The following is an 18,059-nucleotide window of genomic DNA, read 5'->3' as shown; positions in this document are numbered from 1 at the left end:
CAGTATCCCAGTGTGTCAGGCGGGCAATGCCGCAGCCGGTTGAGCGATGCCGCCATGCGGCTTGCCCGAGGCGACATCGCCCCAGAGAACGGCGTGATCGTCGGGCAGGGCACGGGAGTTCGGCATCGACAGCCACAGGCGCATGAGCATGCGGTCCTGACCGGTCTGCACATCGTCCACGAAAGCCGTGCGGCCGTGGTACACGATGTGATTGTTCAACAACTGAATGTCGCCCGGCGCGAAACGCATCTGGAAGCACTCTTCTTCGGCCAGCGCCATGAGCATCTGGATGGCTTCGTGCTCGGCGTCGCTGAGCTTGCGCACGCCCGGCAGCATCTGGGCGTTCTCAATATAGGTGAGCGAGAAGTGGCTCGTCAGCTTGCCGTCTCGCACGCCGAAAATCGGCAGGTCGTAAGCGATGTGTTCGCCACCGGCTTCCTCGCCGAAACGGCTGCGCGGAATCGCATTGCACAACAGCGCGTGCAGATCCGGACGGCGCTTGAGCATCTCGTTGTAGACGGTCGCGCTGCTCGCCAGCTTGCTCACACCGCCTTCCGATGCCTGACGCACGCACAGCAGACCGACCACGTCGCAGCGGTCCGTGTGAAAGCGCAATTGTCCCGGCGAGAGCGTACGTGCGCCGGAGGAGAGGAATTGCTTGCCCGAGCTGTCGACGGTCGCGCCGTAGAGCTTCGCACCGACGCCCATGCCTTCGTCCTTGATCTCGCGCATGACCTCGCCACGGCAGTTCTGGAACATCGGCGTGCCGAGGTGTGCGCCCAGCGCGTACCAGATGCGACGCAGTTGTTCGGCGTCATAGCGGCTGACGTCGAGACCACGAATCTTGACCATGCCGGAGCCGTTTTCGAGTTCTTCACGAACGTCGTCGAAGAACGCGCCCGCATCGGGCAGCGGGAAGTTCTGACGATTGATGTCGCGCCAGTCGACGTTGCGCGTTTGCGCCAGTGCGGCATCGATCTGATCGAGCACGTGTGCCGGGAATGTCTTGACCCAACGGTCGTTGTTCACCATTTCGGCACCGCGCCAGACGGCAGCGCCCTGAAGACTCTTCGACTCGGACATGAAACCTCCTGATAGATGTAATGAGTAGTTCGTCCTGCGTTGTATATACATGTAAAGACATTACACCCAGCTTTTCGATTCCGGCAATCAGGGGTTGCGTCGGATCAGGGAAAGTCCTAGCGCTGGAAAACAACACAGCGGCGAGGTGTCCTGGGTGCGCTCTACATCGCAGTGCGGGCGCGCGCAGCGCCTCTCTGGCAGACGACAGACGAGACAAGTTTCGGGCTCATAGCCCCGCGCGGGACTGCCCGAACAGCCGGGTACGCAAAACCCCGGTCACATGGACTATACGCGAACAAAATTGAGTCCGTATATCATTTATTATTTTCGTATACGATTTTGAGCGCACGAAGAGAGCTGAAAACGAAAAAGGGGAGTGCTTTCGCACTCCCCTTTCTCCTTCAGCTCTGGATGTTGCGCGTCTTCGAGAGGCGTTCCCAGCGTTGTTAGAACGGATTATACGGCGTGCTTACGCCTTCCCGTTCAACCGGAAATACGCCATCACTTCGCGTTGCGTTTGTTCGAGGTGTTTGCGCAGCAGACGCACAGCGGTTTTCGTATCGCCCGCAGCGCAGGCCTGATGGATGGCGATGTGTTCGTCGGTCGAGCGCTGGTGGTCGTTGACGGCCGAGAGGTGTGCGCGCAGAAAACGTCCCATGCGCTCTTGTGCGGCCTGCGCCGTGGCGACGAGGCGCGGGCGATTCGCCGGTGCGTAAAGTGCCTGATGGAATGCGAGATTCAGATCGCTCCACGATTGCGGTGTGTCGGCCTTCGCGTAGCGTTTCAACAATTGTTCGGCCAGCGCGAGATCGCTCGGCGCCATGTTCGGCACCGCAATCTCAAGCGCACGGCATTCGAGTGCGATGCGCATGTCGAGCATCTCGACGCAATCGTGCACCGTGAGCGGCGAAACAATCGCCCCCGAATGACGCTTGAGCGACACCCATCCCTCGGATTGCAGACGCATCAGCGCCTCACGTACCGGAATCTTGCTCACGCCCATTTGCGCCGCAATCTCGTCCTGACGAATCGGTGCGCCTTCCGGCAATTCGCCCGATACGATCTGACGGCGAATGGCGTCGTAAGCCCGGTCCGCCGTCGAGAGCGAAGCTTCATCGAGCGTGGCAGTGGCGGCGAGGTTGCCGGTCGCGTCTTCGCGAGAGGATTTGGTCACAGCGCAGAACCCGTCGAGGCCGAAGTGGATAACGCGTCGATTATACAAATTCCTATTTCCGTATACGTTTCGACGTCATCGCATGATTGAGCATTTCTTGGACATCCGGTGATCGCGTGTCCCTTCAAAGGTTTCACGTCGATTGTTCCGTCCATGCAACTTAAAGTTTCCCGGGCAGGTATTTCGTGCCGCGTATCGCATCGATATGATGAGCGCCACCTGCGACAGCACATCACGCAGGAACGCATCAATGCCGACGTCTTTGTCGAATGAAATTCGCTTTTGGATGAAAACAATCACCATGCATCGTTTCAACATTCAGTGGTTTGCACGGGTGCTGATGTCGGCCCTGTTCCTGATCGCCGGGGTTCGCAAGATCTTCGCCTTCAAGGCGACCGTCGGCTATTTCGCCGCCATCGGTCTGCCCTTTGCCGAAGTCGTGACCGCGCTGGTCATCCTGATCGAAGCCGGTGGTGCCATCGCGTTGATTCTGGGCTGGCGTCTCAAGCCGCTGGCGCTGCTGCTCGCGATCTACACCGTCGCAACGGCCCTCATCGGTCATAAGTTCTGGGCCGCCGACCCCGCGCAATTCAGCGGTCAACTGAACAACTTCTTCAAGAACATTGCGATTGCCGGTGGCTTCCTTCTGCTGGTCGCACAACCGGACACGTCGTCGAAGACGTAAAACCTTCGGCCCGGCGTGCCCGGGCGAGTCGCTCGGGCGCGCGCCCGGGGAACACCCCGAGAGGCTCACGGCCCTCGGGGTGTTCTTTATTAAGCAGATGCCGAAAACACAACGCATCGACGTTGGAGAATTGTCGAGTTTTGTCGCCAGGCAATACCAGCGCGACAGAAATCGTTACACTCGCGCCATCTCCCTTCAGCATCCACATGTCCGCCCGCATCCTCCTCGTTGAAGACGACGCCCGTCTGTCCGCCCTGGTTTGCGGCTACCTTCAGAAGCACGGCTATCAGGTCGAATGCGTGCTAGATGGCGCTCGGGCCGTGCAAACGATCCTGCGCCGCCGCCCCGATCTGGTGATTCTCGACGTCAATCTGCCGGGCAAGGACGGCTTCGAGATTTGTCGTGAAGCACGCGCGCAGTATCGCGGCATCGTCATCATGGTGACGGCGCGCGACGAGGAATTCGACGAAGTGCTGGGACTGGAGCTGGGCGCCGACGATTACGTCCACAAGCCGGTGGAGCCGCGTGTGCTGCTCGCCCGCATCAAGGCGCAGTTGCGTCGCAACGAGCACCTCATTCCCGCGAGCAACTCCCCGGAGAGCATCACGCTCGGCCGGTGCCGCATCGACCGGGGCACCCGGTCCGTCACGCTGCCGAATGGCAAGCAGCCCGACCTGACCTCCGCCGAATTCGATCTGCTCTGGGCACTCGCTTGCTCGGCGGGTGAAGTGGTGACGCGCGACGCGCTGGTGCGTCACTTGCGCGGCGTGGAGTTCGACGGCATCGACCGCTCGGTGGACGGCGGCATCTACAAGCTGCGACGCAAACTCAACGACGATCCCACCGCCCCGCAATGCATTCTGACGGTTCGCGGCAAGGGGTATCAACTCAACAAATCCTGCTGGGACTGACCCGGCACGACCTCACGACCGGCCAGCCCGGCGCACATCATGCCCGCCAACCCTTTCCAGCCCTATCGATACTGCCGGCTGCGGTGGCAGCGATTTCGTCGTTCATGGACCGACACGCGCGCCGACCGGCGTCCGAGTTGGTCGCGGCTGTTCGTGCGCACGTACACGAACCTGCTGGGGCTTTGTCTGCTGGTGCTCGCCGTCCCGGCGCTCTTCATCCTGTTTAACGCGCCGGACAGCGTATGGCGCACGAGTCTGGGGACGGCCCATTTTCTGGTGCCCGTGGTACTGAGCACGCTGCTGTTGCCTGCCATCGTCGCGTATCGGTGGATGCGCCCGGTCTGGGTCGACCTCGTGATGGTGCGCGAGCGTGCCATCGACTTCAGCGGCGGCCGCTTCCATACGCGCGCTAAAGAGTCGTACAGCGTCATCATCGGTCCGCTGGCGCGCACGCTCAACGCGCTGGCCGAGCGCATGGAAAAGCTGATCGCCACACAGCGCGATCTGACCAACGGCATCTCGCACGAACTGCGCACACCGCTCGCGCGTCTGCGCTTCGCACTCGAGATATTGCGCGACCCGACGTCGTCTGCCGACGCATGTCAGCAAGCGCTGGCGAGCATCGATCTGGACGTGACCGAACTCGACGAACTCATCGACATGAGTCTGACTTTCGCGCGACTGGAGTACAGCTCGCTTCAGTCGAATCTGGAAACCACGTCGGTTGCGCATTGGTTCGCCAATCAGGTACGCGACGCCTCCCTGCTCTACGCCGAGCGCGACATCACGTTGGAGTGCAATCTCGCGCCGTCGTATCAGGTCGTCATGGATAAACGACTGATGGCATACGCCATGCGCAATCTGCTGCGCAATGCGAGCCGGTATGCGCGCTCGCGCATCGTCGTGGGGATGCAATTGCGTCACGGGAACATCGGCATCTACGTGGAAGACGACGGCCCCGGCATTCCGCCGGACGACCGCAAACGAATCTTCGACGCTTTCGTGCGACTCGACCGCCGCACCGGCGGTTACGGACTCGGTCTCGCCATCACGCAGCAGGTCATGCAGGCACATAACGGCAACGTTGCCGCTACCGATCCCGTCACCCTGGGCGGGGCGCGCTTCGAAATCAGCTGGCCCGCCATCACGCCCACCGGCGCTCCCTCGGTAACGTCTTAAGCCAACTCAATACGTACGTCCCAGCTGGAAGTAGACGTTGTTGCGTCCGCCCGGCGCGAACGCCACACCGAAGTAGATCGGGCCGAACGACGTCGTGAGTGCGGTAAAGACGGTGACGCTGCGCTTGAGCGAACCGCTGCCGAAGGAGTCGTCCACCGCCCAGACATTGCCCGCTTCCACGCTCACCCCGACGAACAGACGCCGGATCGGCGATGCGCTGAACGACGCAATCCGGTTCATGTACGTGATGTTCCCGTACATCATGGAATTGCCCGCCAACTGATCTGCGGCGTACGCGGACAAGTGCTGGAAGCCACCGAGCGTGAAGCCGAGCGGGTTCGTCACGTTGGTGCCGCCGAAGTTGTTGCCCGCCTCCACCGTGGCGCTCACGCTGTGTCGCCCGTAGCTCATCGCCACCATGCCCTTGCCGTACACCTCGGTGTAGCTGTTGCTTCCCGCGAACAACGACCGCTCTGCGCGCAACTCCGTGAAGTAACCGCGACGGGCGAATTGCGGGTCGTCGAGCTGGTCGATCACCAGCTTTGCGCGAGCGCTCAACTGACGTCCGTAAATGTCGGGGAAGAGCAGTTGCTGCGTCGACTGTGTATCGTCGTCATCGTTGCCGATCGGCAGGTTGTATTGAGGCACCGCCGTGCCGTGCGCATACACCAGACCGACACGGAAGTCGCCCAGCGTCGCTATCGGGAAGCCAATGTCGACACCGGCACGCTCCGTGGTGAGGCGATACCGCGTGAGTCTGATATCGCCCGACTCGTCGTACACGTTGGCGTGACGGCGCTGAATCTCCACGTACGGCGCGATGTAAGCGCCCCACGGGTTGGCGAACGGTTGACGCAACTCACCATGAAACGCTAGGACGTCGCTGCCGAGCGTGGCGTCGGCACGGGCTTCGAGACCGCTGCTCGTCAACCACGGACGGCGATAGCCGAGGTGCAGACGGAAGCTGCCCTCTTCCTTCGACGTCGCCGACAAGCCGAGGCCGAACAGCAGGAAGTTCGGTCCCCAGCGCTTTTCCTGTGCGGTGATGACGAGCTTGTGCTCGCCGTTCTCTTCCACCATTTGCTGCGTGACGCTCTCGAAATCGTCCTCGTTGACGAGCGCGAGCAGATCCTTGTTCACTGCGGCCGGATCGTAGACGTCGCCCTCCTTTACATGCAGCGCCGCCCGGATGCGCTTCGCTGGCACCACCCCGCGCGAGTTGATCTCGACCTTCGTGATGCGTACCGCTTGCGCCGCCGCCTTGCCGTGCGCAGCACGCCACGTGGCATATTGCTCAGGACTCAGCGCGAGCCGCTGAAGCTGTGGCAGCGCGGCCTGTGCAGCGGCTTCGCCCGCCGCGATGCCCTGTGGCGCGTTCTCGAAGTCGGTGAATGTCAGACGGCCGAGATCGGGCTGAATCAGCACGTCGGTTGCGCGAAGCTGCTCGCGCTGGCGCGCCACGTTCTGGCGAATCAGAATGCCGACCATTTGCTGGAACACGTCCGCTGGCGACGACAGCGCGTTCAGCGGGCGCAGCGGCGAGCCGATGTCCACGGCAATCACGACATCCGCCCCCATCGAGCGCGCCGTCTCGATCGGCAGGTTGCTGACGATGCCGCCGTCGACCAGCGTGCGGCCATTGACGTCCACCGGCGAGAAGAGACCGGGCAGCGCCATGCTCGCGCGAATGGCCTGCGGCAACGAGCCGTGATCGAGCACGACCATCTGGCCGGTCTGCAAGTCGGCGGCAATCGCGCGGAACGGCACGGGGAGCTTGTCGAACGACACTGAGCCGCCGATGTTCGGCGTCCACTCCTGCAACAGGGCCTGAAGCCGGTTGCCATGCACCAGCCCCGACGGCAACTGGAAGCCGTTGCGACCGAAGCCAAGGGAGAAGCTATCGACGTAGTAACGCTCGTCTTCGCGCTGCGACTGCGGAAGATCGCTGCGATCGGTGACGTCGAACGCAACGTCCGCGAGGTTCACGTGTTCGAGACGAGCGCGCATGTCGGACGCACTCAGGCCGCTCGCGTACAAGCCGCCGACGACTGCGCCCATGCTCGTCGCCGCGACGCAGTCCACCGGAATGCGATTGTCTTCGAGCACCTTGAGCACGCCGAGGTGTGCGTAGCCTCGCGCACCGCCGCCCGAAAGCACCAACCCGACCGACGGACGGCCCGGATCGCCGCCTTCGACGCGACAGATCGTCCCGGGTGTCGCGGGTGCAGTGGGCGTTGCAGCCCGCGCCGCCGGGGTGAGCAGGACGAACAACCCACCGAGCAGCAGGCACGCGCCGAGCCAGCGAAAACCGTCCCCGTCGCGCAGATGAAGTTTGGGGAAACGGCTCATGGCTTACGGTGAGATTTGGGAAAAACGCAAGAATACCCGCTTTCCGTTTCACCTAATGGACCAAAAAAGCGACACAAATCCCGCAGGCTGCGTGTATGGGATCAGTCAGGCGGGCAGTGTTCCGACGGACGGTCGACCGTCCCGATTTGATGCGGCGTGCGCTAGCTCGCCAGACACTTGAACAACAGGCGGAAGGGGCCGACATCCGGCGCGACGGCGAGACGGGGCAGAAGGAAGGGGTCGTCGTCACGGTCGACCCGACCGCGTCGCGTGGTCGTGGCGTTGCGATACCCGGCGCGCTCGACGATGTCGCGCACGTGTCGGGTGACGTTGCCATACGGGTAGCAGAACGCCTCGATGTTCGTCCCGCAAATCGATTCGAGTTGGTGCTTGGCGCCGACGATCTCTGCCGCAGCGTCGTCCAGCGTCGGGTCCGGCAGCGACACGTGATTGAGCGTGTGCGCGCCGACCTCGTGCCCGCGACGCATCCACGTCAGGAGCCGGTCGCGGTCCATGAGCGGCGCGGGGGACGGGACGAGGTGGGCGTCCCAGTGATTGGTCCCGCCCAGATGATCTGCCACGAAATAGCAGGTCGCCGTGAAGCCCACCGAATCGAGCACCGGCATCGCGTGATCGAAGACGTTCTGGAAGCCGTCGTCGAACGTGATGCCGAACACTTTGGCGCGCCCCGGTGCACGAAGATACAACTGAAGCTCGCACATGCTCAGGCCCTGATAGCCGAAGCGGCGAAGCCAGGCCATCTGCGACGCAAACGTATCGGGGTCGACGCACAGCCCGCGCAGCGGATTGTCGTGCGGCGGCACTGTGCAAATCTGGTGATACATCAGAATCGGAACCGACATGGCAGGGGCCTCAGGCGGCTCGCTTCTGATTGCGTCTCTGACGACGCAGTGCAATGCGGAGCCACTGACGCATCGAGAGATTCGCGCGCGTCGGGGGTTGCGACCTGACGCGCGCGGCGGTGGCGTCCAGATACACGCCGTAGGTCGCCCCGACGAAATCGTCGAAATCGAACTCGGTGCGTCCCTTCATCCGTGCCATGTGCCCCATGTGCCGCATGCGCTCCGGTTTGTCGGCGATGTGCATCAGCACGTTGGCGATGGCTTGCGGATCACGCGGCGGCACAATCCAGCCGTCTACCCAAGGGGTAACGTTTTCCGGCAGTCCGCCGACCTTCGTCACGAGGCTGGCACAGCCAGCGGCCATCGCTTCGCGGCACGCATACGACAGGCTCTCGTGATAGGAGAGGACGAACGCGACATCGGTCGCTGCGAGCAGATGGTGGACGTGGTTGATCGGCCCTGTGAAGAGGATCTGCGCGTCGAGACCGCACTCCTCGACCATCGCACGTTGCTCGATGCTCGGCTCGGTGCCCGCGAGCCAGACACGAAAGCGCTGACGTGTCGCTTCGGGCAACAGTGTGAGCGCTACGACGAGGTCGGCCCATCCCTTCGCCTCGCCCGTGCCCGCCGCACTGCCGAGCACGATGCTGTCGTCTGCGCTTGCGCCGAGCAGAGCCGAGCGACGGCGCAGGCGCTCCTCCTCGTTGAGCAGTTCGGCACCCGGCGAACGCACGCCGTGTTTGATCACCACGATGTTCGGATAGGACGACTCGCGTCTGAGCATCGTGCGGACGTAATCGCTCACGGCGATGGTCCGGCTCGTGCCGAAACTCGCGCGCAACCAGTTGCCGAACGAGTTGACGGGATAGGTGTTGTGTTTGGTGAAGACGATTTCCGGGCGCACCGTCAGCCCGGCGACGGCCAGCATGACCTGACGATGATCGGGAGAACCGTTGACGTGCACGACATCGAAGCGGTGCTCGCGAATCAGCCGACGCAGGCGCAGCGTCTCTTGCCAGAAGCGATACCAGCGTGGTTTGAAATCGATGTCGACCGAAGTGATGCGCGGCAGCCGCTTGATCTGCTCACCGAGCCAGCTACCGGGAGGCGTAGCGACAGTGATCTCATGGTCGCGGCTCATGGCGAGCGCGAGTTCCCGGACGTAGGTGTCCTGCCCGCCGCCGCAACCGACGTGAAAGTTGGTGTAAAGAATCTTCATGCGTTCCGACCCGATGGTGTCTCCACGAATGGTAGAGAGACCCGGGGCGGGACGGTGTCGAGACTCAATGAGTTTTGTTTCGTTTTGTTGCCGGGCGTACGGGCGTACTGGTGAGTGAACGTATGGACGCAAAAAAACCCGGCAGCGCAACGCTTGCCGGGTTTTGTCGACGGGGCGAGATTTCGCCCCGGTCGTCTCGACTCAGAACGGAATATCGTCGTCCATGTCGTCGAAACCGCCGCCGGATTGCTTGGCCGGGGCTTGCTGACGGGCACCGCCGCCGCCACCGCCGCCACCACGCGAGTAACCGCCGCCACCGCCTTCGTCGCCACCACCGCCGCGCGAGTAGCCGCCACCGCCGCCACCTTCACCGCCGCCGCTACGGCCACCCAGCATCTGCATCTGGTCAGCCACGATTTCCGTGCTGTAACGCTCCGTGCCGTCCTGCGCCTGGTACTTGCGCGTACGGATACGGCCTTCGATGTACACCGACGAGCCCTTCTTCAGGTACTCGTTGACGATCTCCGCCAGACGGCCGAAGAACGACACACGGTGCCATTCCGTCATTTCCTTGAATTCGCCGGACTGCTTGTCCTTGTAACGGTCGGTCGTCGCCAGACGAATGTTCGCAACCGCATCGCCGCTCGGCATGTAGCGGACTTCGGGGTCGGCACCCAGATTGCCGACCAGAATCACTTTGTTGACTGATGCCATAAATCTTTCTCCGGTATTGCTGAAATCCGATCAGGATTGACGAGGCGCAGGGGTCCTCATCGGTGCGGCGATTATAAGCCACACGAAAGCACCGGCCGCACAAGTCAGGAAGATTGCGTTTTGACCGTAGTGGGTCATCAGAAAACCCCCTAGCGCTCCACCGCAGAACAAGCCGAGTGCCTGAGTCGTGTTGTACACCCCGACAGCCGCGCCCTTACGCTGTCCCGGCGCCAGCTTCGACACCAGCGACGGTTGCGATGCTTCGAGCACATTGAAGCCCAGGAAGTACACGAACAGCACCACGGCAATCACACCGACCGTCGGCGGCAATCCGCCGAGCGCCACCTGCGCAATGGCCACCAGTGCAATCGCCGAGAGCAGCACGGCCTTCATCTTGCCGCGCTTTTCCGCGGCGATGATCGCGGGCACCATCGCGATGAACGACAGCCCCATCACCGGCAGGTAAATCTCCCAGTGCTGCGCCACCGGCAATCCGGCCGCGACCAGCATGCGCGGCATCGCCACGAAGAGCGCCGTCTGCGTCGCGTGCAGCACGAACACGCCGAAGTTCAGACGCAGCAGTTCCGGGTTATGCAGCACTTCCGAGAATGGCGCAGGCCCAGCCTTGGCGTGGATGGGCGGCGTGGGCACCACCCACAGCACCACGAAAATCGCCAGCACCGCAAGTATGCCGATGGCCGAGAACAAGCCGCTCATGCCCAGCCAGTGATACAGGAACGGCGCACACACGATAGCCACGGCAAACGACACGCCGATGCTGCCACCGATCATCGCCATCGCCTTGGTACGGTTCGCGTCGCTCGTCAGATCCGCCACACAGGCCATGACGGCCGACGAGATCGCCCCGGCCCCCTGAATCGCGCGGCCGACGATGATCCACGTCAGATCGTGCGCCATCGCCGCCACCAGCGAGCCGATCGCGAACACGATCAGTCCGAAGATGATCACAGGCTTGCGCCCGAGGCGATCGGACGCCCACCCGTACGGGATATAGAGCAGGGATTGCGTCAGACCGTAGATACCGATGGCCAGGCCGACAAGGAAGGTGTCGTTACCGCCCGGAATCGTCTGTGCGAAGACCGAGAACACCGGCATGATCAGGAACAGCCCGAGCATGCGCAATGCAAAAATCCCCGCGAGCGACGCGCTGGCGCGCACTTCTAGCGGGGTCATGCGGCCCCCTCGGCCGCGTGTCGAGGCAGGAGATGCGGAAGTCACGGAATCAGTCGACATTACGTCCTGAGAGATGGAAAAAGCGCTTGCGGCCTCGGAATTGTCTGATGTTTGCATTCGGACGACGGGGTGTGTCGCCCCGCCTGGCAGGTTCGCAAACGAGACCCGGTAGGGTCCGGAATGCCCAACAGGCCCGCTAGGCTTGGCAGAACGGTCGGACGCCAGCCTCTGGAAATCGGGCGGTTCGTCCCCATCTGCCTCCCATGCCGCATCGGCGCCCGAGGCAGCCCGTCAGCAGGGATCAGCCCCGGCAATCAAACTTAGGTATATTAGCAGGTTTAGCCGCCCTGATTTCCCCCCAGCGGCCCGCCCGACCGCTCCCGCCGCCTGCTGCGTCGATGCCCGGCCAACGCCGTGCCGGCGCGGTCCGACGTCCCGGGAAACTCAGGCTCTTGGGGGCCGGAAACCGCCCCGCGACAATTCGCCGCGCGGATTCCTCGGCGACGACCCGGAACCGTCAATGGAAACCATTCGTATTCGTGGGGCTCGTACCCACAACCTCAAGAACGTCAATCTCGACCTGCCGCGTCACCAGCTTGTGGTGATCACCGGCCTGTCGGGCTCCGGCAAGTCGTCGCTCGCTTTCGATACGCTTTACGCGGAAGGTCAGCGTCGCTATGTCGAAAGCCTGTCGGCGTATGCCCGTCAGTTCCTGCAACTGATGGAAAAGCCCGACGTCGATCTCATCGAAGGCCTCTCGCCTGCGATCTCGATCGAGCAGAAGGCCACGTCGCACAACCCGCGCTCGACCGTCGGCACGGTCACCGAAATTCACGACTACCTGCGTCTGCTCTATGCGCGCGTGGGTACCCCGTACTGCCCCGATCACGGACTGCCGCTCGAATCGCAAAGCGTTTCGCAAATGGTCGACGCCGTGCTCGCGCTGCCAGAAGACACCAAGCTCATGATCCTCGCGCCCATCGTCGTCGATCGCAAGGGTGAGCATGCCGACCTCTTCGAATCGATGCAGGCACAGGGCTTCGTGCGCTTTCGCATCCGCTCGGGCGGCGGCGCGGCCAACGAAGGCACGGCACGCGTGTACGACATTGAATCGCTGCCCAAGCTCAAGAAGACGGAAAAACACTCCGTCGACGTGGTCATCGACCGCATCAAAGTGCGCGCCGATCTGAAGCAACGTCTGGCCGAGTCGTTCGAGACGGCGCTGCGTCTGGCCGACGGCCGCGCGATTGCGCTGGAAATGGATACGGACAAGGAACACGTCTTCAGCTCGAAGTTCGCGTGCCCGGTGTGCTCGTATTCGTTGCAGGAACTCGAACCGCGTCTGTTCTCGTTCAACAACCCGATGGGCGCATGCCCGACCTGCGACGGTCTGGGACAGATGACGTTCTTCGATCCGAAGCGCGTCGTCGCCTTCCCCGCACTATCGCTCGCGTCCGGTGCGATCAAGGGCTGGGACCGTCGCAACCAGTTCTACTTCCAGATGCTGCAAAGCCTCGCGGCGTTCTACGACTTCGACGTCGACACGCCCTTCGAGGAGATGCCGGAAGAGACGCAGAAGATCGTGCTCTACGGCTCAGGCGAGCAGGAGATTCCGTTCACCTACGTGAACGAGAAGGGCCGCACGTCGGTGCGCTCGCATGCCTTCGAAGGCATCATTCCGAACCTTGAGCGGCGCTATCGCGAAACCGACTCGGTCGCCGTGCGCGAAGAACTCGCCAAGTATCAGAACAACCGCGCTTGCCCCGATTGCGAAGGTAGCCGTCTGCGTCGCGAGGCGCGCTTCGTCAAAGTCGGCGAAGACAAGCAGGCACGTGCCATCTACGAGATCGGCAATCTGCCGCTGCGCGAAACGCTCGGCTACTTCCACGAGCTGGTGCTGCACGGCGCGAAGCGCGAGATTGCCGACAAGATCGTCAAGGAAATCGTGGCGCGTCTCACGTTCCTGAATAACGTCGGTCTCGACTACCTTTCGCTGGAACGTAGCGCCGATACGCTCTCGGGCGGTGAGGCGCAACGGATTCGTCTCGCGTCGCAGATCGGTTCGGGCCTGACGGGCGTGATGTATGTGCTCGACGAGCCGTCCATCGGTCTGCATCAGCGCGATAACGACCGTCTCATCGGCACGCTCAAGCACCTGCGCGATCTCGGCAACTCGGTGATCGTGGTCGAACACGACGAGGACATGATTCTCGCGAGCGACTACGTCGTCGACATGGGACTCGGCGCGGGCATTCACGGCGGCACTGTGATTGCGCAGGGCAGCCCCGAGCAGATCGAGAATGCCGCGGAATCGCTGACGGGCCAGTACCTCTCGGGCGCACGGCGCATCGAAGTGCCGACCGAGCGTCGTGCGCCGGGCGAGGACTATCTGCGCATCGTCGACGCCACGGGCAACAATCTGAAGAACGTCAATCTGGACCTGCCTGTCGGTCTGTTGACGTGCGTGACGGGCGTGTCCGGCTCGGGCAAGTCCACGCTCATCAACGACACGCTGTATCACGCCGTTGCGCGCCATCTGTATGGCTCGTCGGCCGAACCGGCACCGTATGAGCAGATCGATGGGCTGGAGCACTTCGACAAGGTCATCAACGTCGACCAGTCGCCCATCGGACGCACGCCGCGCTCGAACCCTGCCACGTACACGGGGCTGTTCACGCCGATTCGCGAACTGTTCGCCGGTGTGCCCGCTGCCAAGGAACGCGGCTACGACCCGGGCCGCTTCTCGTTCAACGTGAAGGGCGGACGCTGCGAAGCCTGTCAGGGCGACGGCGTCATCAAGGTCGAGATGCACTTCCTGCCGGACGTGTACGTGCCGTGCGACGTCTGCCACGGCAAACGCTACAACCGCGAAACGCTCGAAGTCCAGTACAAGGGACGCAACATCTCGGAAGTGCTCGACATGACGGTCGAGCAGGCGCACGAGTTCTTCAAGCCGGTGCCGGTCGTCGCGCGCAAGCTGAAGACGCTGCTCGACGTCGGTCTCGGCTACATCCGTCTCGGTCAGTCGGCCACCACACTCTCGGGCGGCGAAGCGCAGCGCGTGAAGCTCTCGCTCGAACTGTCCAAGCGCGACACGGGCCGAACGTTGTATATCCTTGACGAACCGACCACGGGCCTGCACTTCCACGATATCGAACTGTTGCTGACGGTGATTCACCGGTTGCGCGATCAGGGCAACACGGTCGTCATCATCGAACACAATCTGGACGTGATCAAAACGGCCGATTGGGTGATCGATCTCGGGCCGGAAGGCGGTGCGGGTGGCGGGCAGATCATCGCGCAAGGCACGCCCGAGCAAGTCGCAGCGAGCAAGGCTAGCTTCACCGGCAAGTATCTGGCGCCGTTGCTCAAGCGTGGCAAGTAACGCTTCATCGGAAAAGGACGTCATCTCATGGAACCGCGCTCTGGCTGGACTCCGGACCGGAACTTCTGGGTCGAAGCCGCAAGTTATGTCTTCGCGGCGGTGGCCCTCTGGCTGATCCTCGGTATCCACCTGCTGTCGGCGGTGCTGGCGGGCATGGTGGTGTATCAGCTTGTCCATGTGCTGGGGCCGCGCCTGCAATTGCGCATCTCCAGCGAGCGGGCACGGCTGGTCGCCGTGGCCTTGCTCTCGGCACTCATCGTCGCCCTCATGACGGCGCTGGTGTTCGGCATCATCACCTTCTTCCGCAGCGACGCGGGGCACCTCGAACACATCAATGGCCGCATGATGGAGGCAATCGAGCAGGCGCGCTCGCAACTGCCGATGTGGGTGACCGACCGTCTACCTGCGGATACCGACGACATTCATCAGGCCGTGACGGAATTCCTGAAGGATCACACGCAGGAGATGTCGCTTGTCGGCAAGGAAGCGCTGAACGCGATGGTGCACATCATCGTCGGGCTGGTGCTCGGCGCGCTCGTGGCGCTGTCGACGGTGCGTCCGGTGCAGCACATGCGCCCGCTGGCCGCCGCACTCACCCGCCGCGTGACGCTCTTCGGCGACGCCTTCCGTCGTATCGTCTTCGCACAGGTGAAGATCTCGCTCATCAACACGGTTTTCACGGCCATCTTCCTGATCGGTATCTTGCCGTTGTTCGGCATCCACCTGCCGCTGCGCAAGACGATGATCGTGGTGACGTTCGTGGTCGGCCTGCTGCCGGTCGTCGGCAACCTGATCTCGAACACGTTCATCGTGGTACTCGGTCTGTCGGTGTCGCTGTATGTGGCGATCTCGGCGCTGGTCTTCCTGATCGTCATCCACAAGCTCGAATACTTCCTGAACGCGCGCATCGTCGGCACGCAGATTCAGTCGCGTGCCTGGGAGCTGCTGCTGGCCATGATCGTGATGGAGGCCGCATTCGGCCTACCGGGGTTGATCGCCGCGCCCATCTACTACGGCTACCTCAAGAGCGAACTGGCGGAAAAGAAGCTCGTCTGAGCGCCTGACTGTACACAGCCACGCCCGCTGCCCACCGGCACCGGGCGTGTTTTTTGATGTGAATTTGACATTTCGTCACCCAGTGACATAATGTCAAATCATGAAATCCACCAAATCTCCTGCTACGGGCAAGCTCGACGAGAACACGCTGCTATTGCGTGAGGGACGCAAGATCGTCGAAGCGCTCGGTCAGACCTTCGCACCGCTCGTGGAAGTGGTGCTGCACGACCTGACCGATCCCGACCATGCCATCGTGGCCATCGCCAACAATCTGTCAGGTCGCGAGCCAGGCGACGCCGTCACGGAGATGGGACTTGCACGTATCGCCGACCCGGCGTTTCCCGAGGTCATCGCGAACTACGCCAACCGGTTTCCGGATGGGCGTCCGGCCAAGAGCACGTCCATCGGGCTGAAGAACAGCGAGGGCGAGTACGTCGCCGCCATCTGTCTGAATATGGACATTTCGATGTTGGCGGCAGCGGCAGCGAGCATTCAGCAACTGGTGAGCGTGCCCAATCAGGCACCCGCCACCGTCAGCGAGACGCTGGCCAGCCGACGCCTCGACGACATCCGCCCGCTCATCGCCGACTTCGCGGCGCAGCGCAACACCACCCCGCAAGGCCTGACGCTCGCGCAACGCCGCGAAGCGATCCGTCTCATCGAGGCGCGTGGCCTGCTGGACCTGCGTCACGCGCATGCCGAAGTGGCGCGCACGCTCGGCGTCGCCCGTTCGACCGTCTACACCTATCTCTCCGATCCGAAAGGTTCCTCATGACTACCCCCACGTTGGCGATTACGTATGGCGACGTCGTCGCCGCTCACGACCGGATTCGCGAAGCGGCGCATCGCACGCCGGTGCTCACGTCGCGCACGGCCGACGCCATGACCGGCGCCCGCCTTTTCTTCAAGGCCGAGAACTTCCAGCGCATGGGCGCGTTCAAGTTTCGCGGCGCTTACAACGCGATATCCCAGTTCACGGCCGAGCAGAAGCGCGGCGGCGTGCTGGCGTTCTCGTCGGGCAACCACGCACAGGCCATCGCATTGTCGGCCCGCGAGTTGGGCGTGCCCGCCGTCATCCTGATGCCGCAGGACGCCCCGCAAATGAAGATCGACGCCACGCGTGGGTACGGTGCGGAAGTGATCCTGTTCGATCGCTACAAGGAAGATCGCGAAGCGCTGTCGAAGCGTCTCGCCGAGGAACGCGGCATGACGCTGATCCCGCCGTACGACCATCCGCACGTGATGGCCGGTCAGGGCACAGCCGTCAAGGAACTCATTGAAGACGCCGGCGAACTCGACATGCTGCTGGTGTGTCTGGGCGGTGGCGGTTTGCTCTCGGGCAGCGCCGTCGCGGCGCGCGCGCTCAATCCGAATATCGAGATCTACGGCGTGGAGCCGGAGGCCGGGAACGACGGGCAGCAGAGCTTGCGCACGGGCGAGATCGTTCAAATCGAGACGCCCCGCACCATCGCCGACGGCGCACAGACGCAGCACCTCGGTCAGTACACGTTCCCGGTGATTCGCTCGCTGGTGGACGACATCCTGACCGTGACCGACGACGAACTCGTGCAGACGATGAAGTTCTTCGCGAGCCGCATGAAGATTGTGGTCGAGCCGACGGGTTGTCTCGCGGCCGCTGCCGCGATGCAGGGCAAGGTCGACGTTCGCGGCAAACGCGTGGGCGTCATCCTGTCTGGCGGCAACGTCGATCTCGCACGCTTTGCAAAACTTACGCTCGGGGAGGCCGTATGAGCACGCAGGAACGAGGTATCGAATCGGTGAACGTACCGACATTGCAACCGCCGCGAGGCCACTATTCGCACGGGGTTTGCGCGAACGGCTTCGTGTTCGTCTCGGGACAGTTGCCGGTCACGCCTGAGGGCGAGCGCCTGGTCGGCGCGCCATTCGCCGTGCAGGCAAAGCAGGCGCTGGACAACGTGGCGGCCATCCTTGCCGCCTGCGGCACGAGCGTCAGCCGTCTGGTGCAGGTGCGCGTGTACATTACGAACGTCGACGACTGGGGTCCGTTCAACGAGGTCTACGCCGAGTGGGCGGGCGAAGCGAAACCGGCGCGTTGTGTGGTGCCGGTGCCAGCGCTGAGTCATGGCGTTGCGGTGGAGATCGAGGCGACGGCGCTGGCGGGGTGAAGCGCATGCGCGTCGGGACTCGCAAGACGGCGCATGGGGTGCACCACTTCGTGTGAATCAAAGTACAAATGCCCGCTTTCGCGGGCATTTGTCTGAGAGC

The 18,059-nt window shown here is 62.8% G+C and carries 15 protein-coding genes; 8 read left to right on the top strand and 7 right to left on the bottom strand.

Features of this window, described 5'->3' with window-relative positions:
* Nucleotides 1-15: 15 nt before the first annotated feature.
* Together PCO31010_RS17580 and PCO31010_RS17575 are read right to left on the bottom strand one after the other, a co-directional pair.
* Nucleotides 16-1,083: a TauD/TfdA family dioxygenase gene (locus tag PCO31010_RS17580; RefSeq protein ID WP_150665393.1), complete on the bottom strand. Its 1,068-nt coding sequence runs from the start codon at nucleotides 1,081-1,083 to the stop codon at nucleotides 16-18.
* Between the two features lie 469 nt (nucleotides 1,084-1,552).
* A complete protein-coding gene (locus tag PCO31010_RS17575; RefSeq protein ID WP_150665392.1) occupies nucleotides 1,553-2,257 on the bottom strand; it encodes a GntR family transcriptional regulator in 705 nt (234 codons plus the stop codon).
* A 301-nt stretch (nucleotides 2,258-2,558) separates the two neighbouring features.
* Between PCO31010_RS17575 and PCO31010_RS17570 the strand changes: the two genes are divergently transcribed.
* The 3 genes from PCO31010_RS17570 to PCO31010_RS17560 all read left to right on the top strand — a co-directional run bounded on the left by PCO31010_RS17570 (nucleotide 2,559) and on the right by PCO31010_RS17560 (nucleotide 5,032).
* Complete coding sequence (locus PCO31010_RS17570) at nucleotides 2,559-2,942, top strand: DoxX family protein (RefSeq protein ID WP_246184659.1); 384 nt, start codon at nucleotides 2,559-2,561, stop codon at nucleotides 2,940-2,942.
* 206 nt (nucleotides 2,943-3,148) lie between these two features.
* Nucleotides 3,149-3,853 (top strand): response regulator, encoded by a 705-nt coding sequence (locus PCO31010_RS17565; RefSeq protein ID WP_150665390.1) that lies wholly within the window; start codon nucleotides 3,149-3,151, stop codon nucleotides 3,851-3,853.
* 39 nt (nucleotides 3,854-3,892) lie between these two features.
* Nucleotides 3,893-5,032, top strand: coding sequence for an ATP-binding protein (locus tag PCO31010_RS17560; protein WP_150665389.1), 1,140 nt, complete (start codon nucleotides 3,893-3,895; stop codon nucleotides 5,030-5,032).
* Between the two features lie 6 nt (nucleotides 5,033-5,038).
* On the opposite strand, the gene PCO31010_RS17555 is transcribed toward PCO31010_RS17560, so the two are convergent.
* The 5 genes from PCO31010_RS17555 to PCO31010_RS17535 form a co-directional block, all read right to left on the bottom strand.
* Complete coding sequence (locus PCO31010_RS17555) at nucleotides 5,039-7,381, bottom strand: patatin-like phospholipase family protein (protein WP_150665388.1); 2,343 nt, start codon at nucleotides 7,379-7,381, stop codon at nucleotides 5,039-5,041.
* A 161-nt stretch (nucleotides 7,382-7,542) separates the two neighbouring features.
* Entirely contained in the window at nucleotides 7,543-8,244 is a 702-nt protein-coding gene (locus PCO31010_RS17550; protein ID WP_150665387.1) for a polysaccharide deacetylase family protein, read from the bottom strand.
* A 10-nt stretch (nucleotides 8,245-8,254) separates the two neighbouring features.
* The gene (locus PCO31010_RS17545) at nucleotides 8,255-9,463 is read right to left on the bottom strand and encodes a glycosyltransferase (protein ID WP_150665386.1); all 1,209 of its coding nucleotides are present in this window, start codon (nucleotides 9,461-9,463) and stop codon (nucleotides 8,255-8,257) included.
* 201 nt (nucleotides 9,464-9,664) lie between these two features.
* On the bottom strand, nucleotides 9,665-10,177 hold the full coding sequence (locus PCO31010_RS17540) for a single-stranded DNA-binding protein (protein WP_039395618.1): 513 nt from the start codon (nucleotides 10,175-10,177) through the stop codon (nucleotides 9,665-9,667).
* A gap of 30 nt (nucleotides 10,178-10,207) precedes the next feature.
* Nucleotides 10,208-11,371 carry an MFS transporter gene (locus PCO31010_RS17535; RefSeq protein ID WP_150665385.1) on the bottom strand — a complete coding sequence of 388 codons (1,164 nt, stop codon included), beginning with the start codon at nucleotides 11,369-11,371 and terminating at the stop codon, nucleotides 10,208-10,210.
* 520 nt (nucleotides 11,372-11,891) lie between these two features.
* Here PCO31010_RS17535 and uvrA point away from each other — a divergent pair.
* The 5 genes from uvrA to PCO31010_RS17510 all read left to right on the top strand — a co-directional run bounded on the left by uvrA (nucleotide 11,892) and on the right by PCO31010_RS17510 (nucleotide 17,959).
* Complete coding sequence (gene uvrA, locus PCO31010_RS17530) at nucleotides 11,892-14,756, top strand: excinuclease ABC subunit UvrA (RefSeq protein ID WP_150665384.1); 2,865 nt, start codon at nucleotides 11,892-11,894, stop codon at nucleotides 14,754-14,756.
* Nucleotides 14,757-14,783: 27 nt separating this feature from the next.
* The gene (locus PCO31010_RS17525) at nucleotides 14,784-15,812 is read left to right on the top strand and encodes an AI-2E family transporter (RefSeq protein ID WP_150665383.1); all 1,029 of its coding nucleotides are present in this window, start codon (nucleotides 14,784-14,786) and stop codon (nucleotides 15,810-15,812) included.
* A 100-nt stretch (nucleotides 15,813-15,912) separates the two neighbouring features.
* Nucleotides 15,913-16,587, top strand: a complete 675-nt coding sequence (locus PCO31010_RS17520; RefSeq protein WP_150665382.1) for a helix-turn-helix transcriptional regulator — start codon at nucleotides 15,913-15,915, stop codon at nucleotides 16,585-16,587.
* Nucleotides 16,584-17,564, top strand: coding sequence for a threo-3-hydroxy-L-aspartate ammonia-lyase (locus PCO31010_RS17515; RefSeq protein WP_150665381.1), 981 nt, complete (start codon nucleotides 16,584-16,586; stop codon nucleotides 17,562-17,564). The genes PCO31010_RS17520 and PCO31010_RS17515 overlap by 4 nt, the downstream gene beginning before the upstream one ends.
* The gene (locus tag PCO31010_RS17510; RefSeq protein WP_039395603.1) at nucleotides 17,561-17,959 is read left to right on the top strand and encodes a RidA family protein; all 399 of its coding nucleotides are present in this window, start codon (nucleotides 17,561-17,563) and stop codon (nucleotides 17,957-17,959) included. Before PCO31010_RS17515 ends, PCO31010_RS17510 begins: the two co-directional genes overlap by 4 nt.
* Nucleotides 17,960-18,059 lie beyond the last annotated feature (100 nt).

This window comes from Pandoraea commovens, from assembly GCF_902459615.1.
GTDB lineage: Bacteria > Pseudomonadota > Gammaproteobacteria > Burkholderiales > Burkholderiaceae > Pandoraea > Pandoraea commovens.
Note: the sequence above shows the minus strand (reverse complement) of the source record. Positions and strands in the feature narration are given on the sequence as shown.

Coding starts and splice junctions, on each gene's coding strand:
- PCO31010_RS17580 (WP_150665393.1), bottom strand. CDS start 1,083: ATGTCCGAGTCGAAGAGTCTTCAGGGCGCTGCCGTCTGGCGCGGTGCC.
- PCO31010_RS17570 (WP_246184659.1), top strand. CDS start 2,559: ATGCATCGTTTCAACATTCAGTGGTTTGCACGGGTGCTGATGTCGGCC.
- PCO31010_RS17565 (WP_150665390.1), top strand. CDS start 3,149: ATGTCCGCCCGCATCCTCCTCGTTGAAGACGACGCCCGTCTGTCCGCC.
- PCO31010_RS17560 (WP_150665389.1), top strand. CDS start 3,893: ATGCCCGCCAACCCTTTCCAGCCCTATCGATACTGCCGGCTGCGGTGG.
- PCO31010_RS17555 (WP_150665388.1), bottom strand. CDS start 7,381: ATGAGCCGTTTCCCCAAACTTCATCTGCGCGACGGGGACGGTTTTCGC.
- PCO31010_RS17550 (WP_150665387.1), bottom strand. CDS start 8,244: ATGTCGGTTCCGATTCTGATGTATCACCAGATTTGCACAGTGCCGCCG.
- PCO31010_RS17545 (WP_150665386.1), bottom strand. CDS start 9,463: ATGAAGATTCTTTACACCAACTTTCACGTCGGTTGCGGCGGCGGGCAG.
- PCO31010_RS17540 (WP_039395618.1), bottom strand. CDS start 10,177: ATGGCATCAGTCAACAAAGTGATTCTGGTCGGCAATCTGGGTGCCGAC.
- PCO31010_RS17535 (WP_150665385.1), bottom strand. CDS start 11,371: ATGACCCCGCTAGAAGTGCGCGCCAGCGCGTCGCTCGCGGGGATTTTT.
- uvrA (WP_150665384.1), top strand. CDS start 11,892: ATGGAAACCATTCGTATTCGTGGGGCTCGTACCCACAACCTCAAGAAC.
- PCO31010_RS17525 (WP_150665383.1), top strand. CDS start 14,784: ATGGAACCGCGCTCTGGCTGGACTCCGGACCGGAACTTCTGGGTCGAA.
- PCO31010_RS17520 (WP_150665382.1), top strand. CDS start 15,913: ATGAAATCCACCAAATCTCCTGCTACGGGCAAGCTCGACGAGAACACG.
- PCO31010_RS17515 (WP_150665381.1), top strand. CDS start 16,584: ATGACTACCCCCACGTTGGCGATTACGTATGGCGACGTCGTCGCCGCT.
- PCO31010_RS17510 (WP_039395603.1), top strand. CDS start 17,561: ATGAGCACGCAGGAACGAGGTATCGAATCGGTGAACGTACCGACATTG.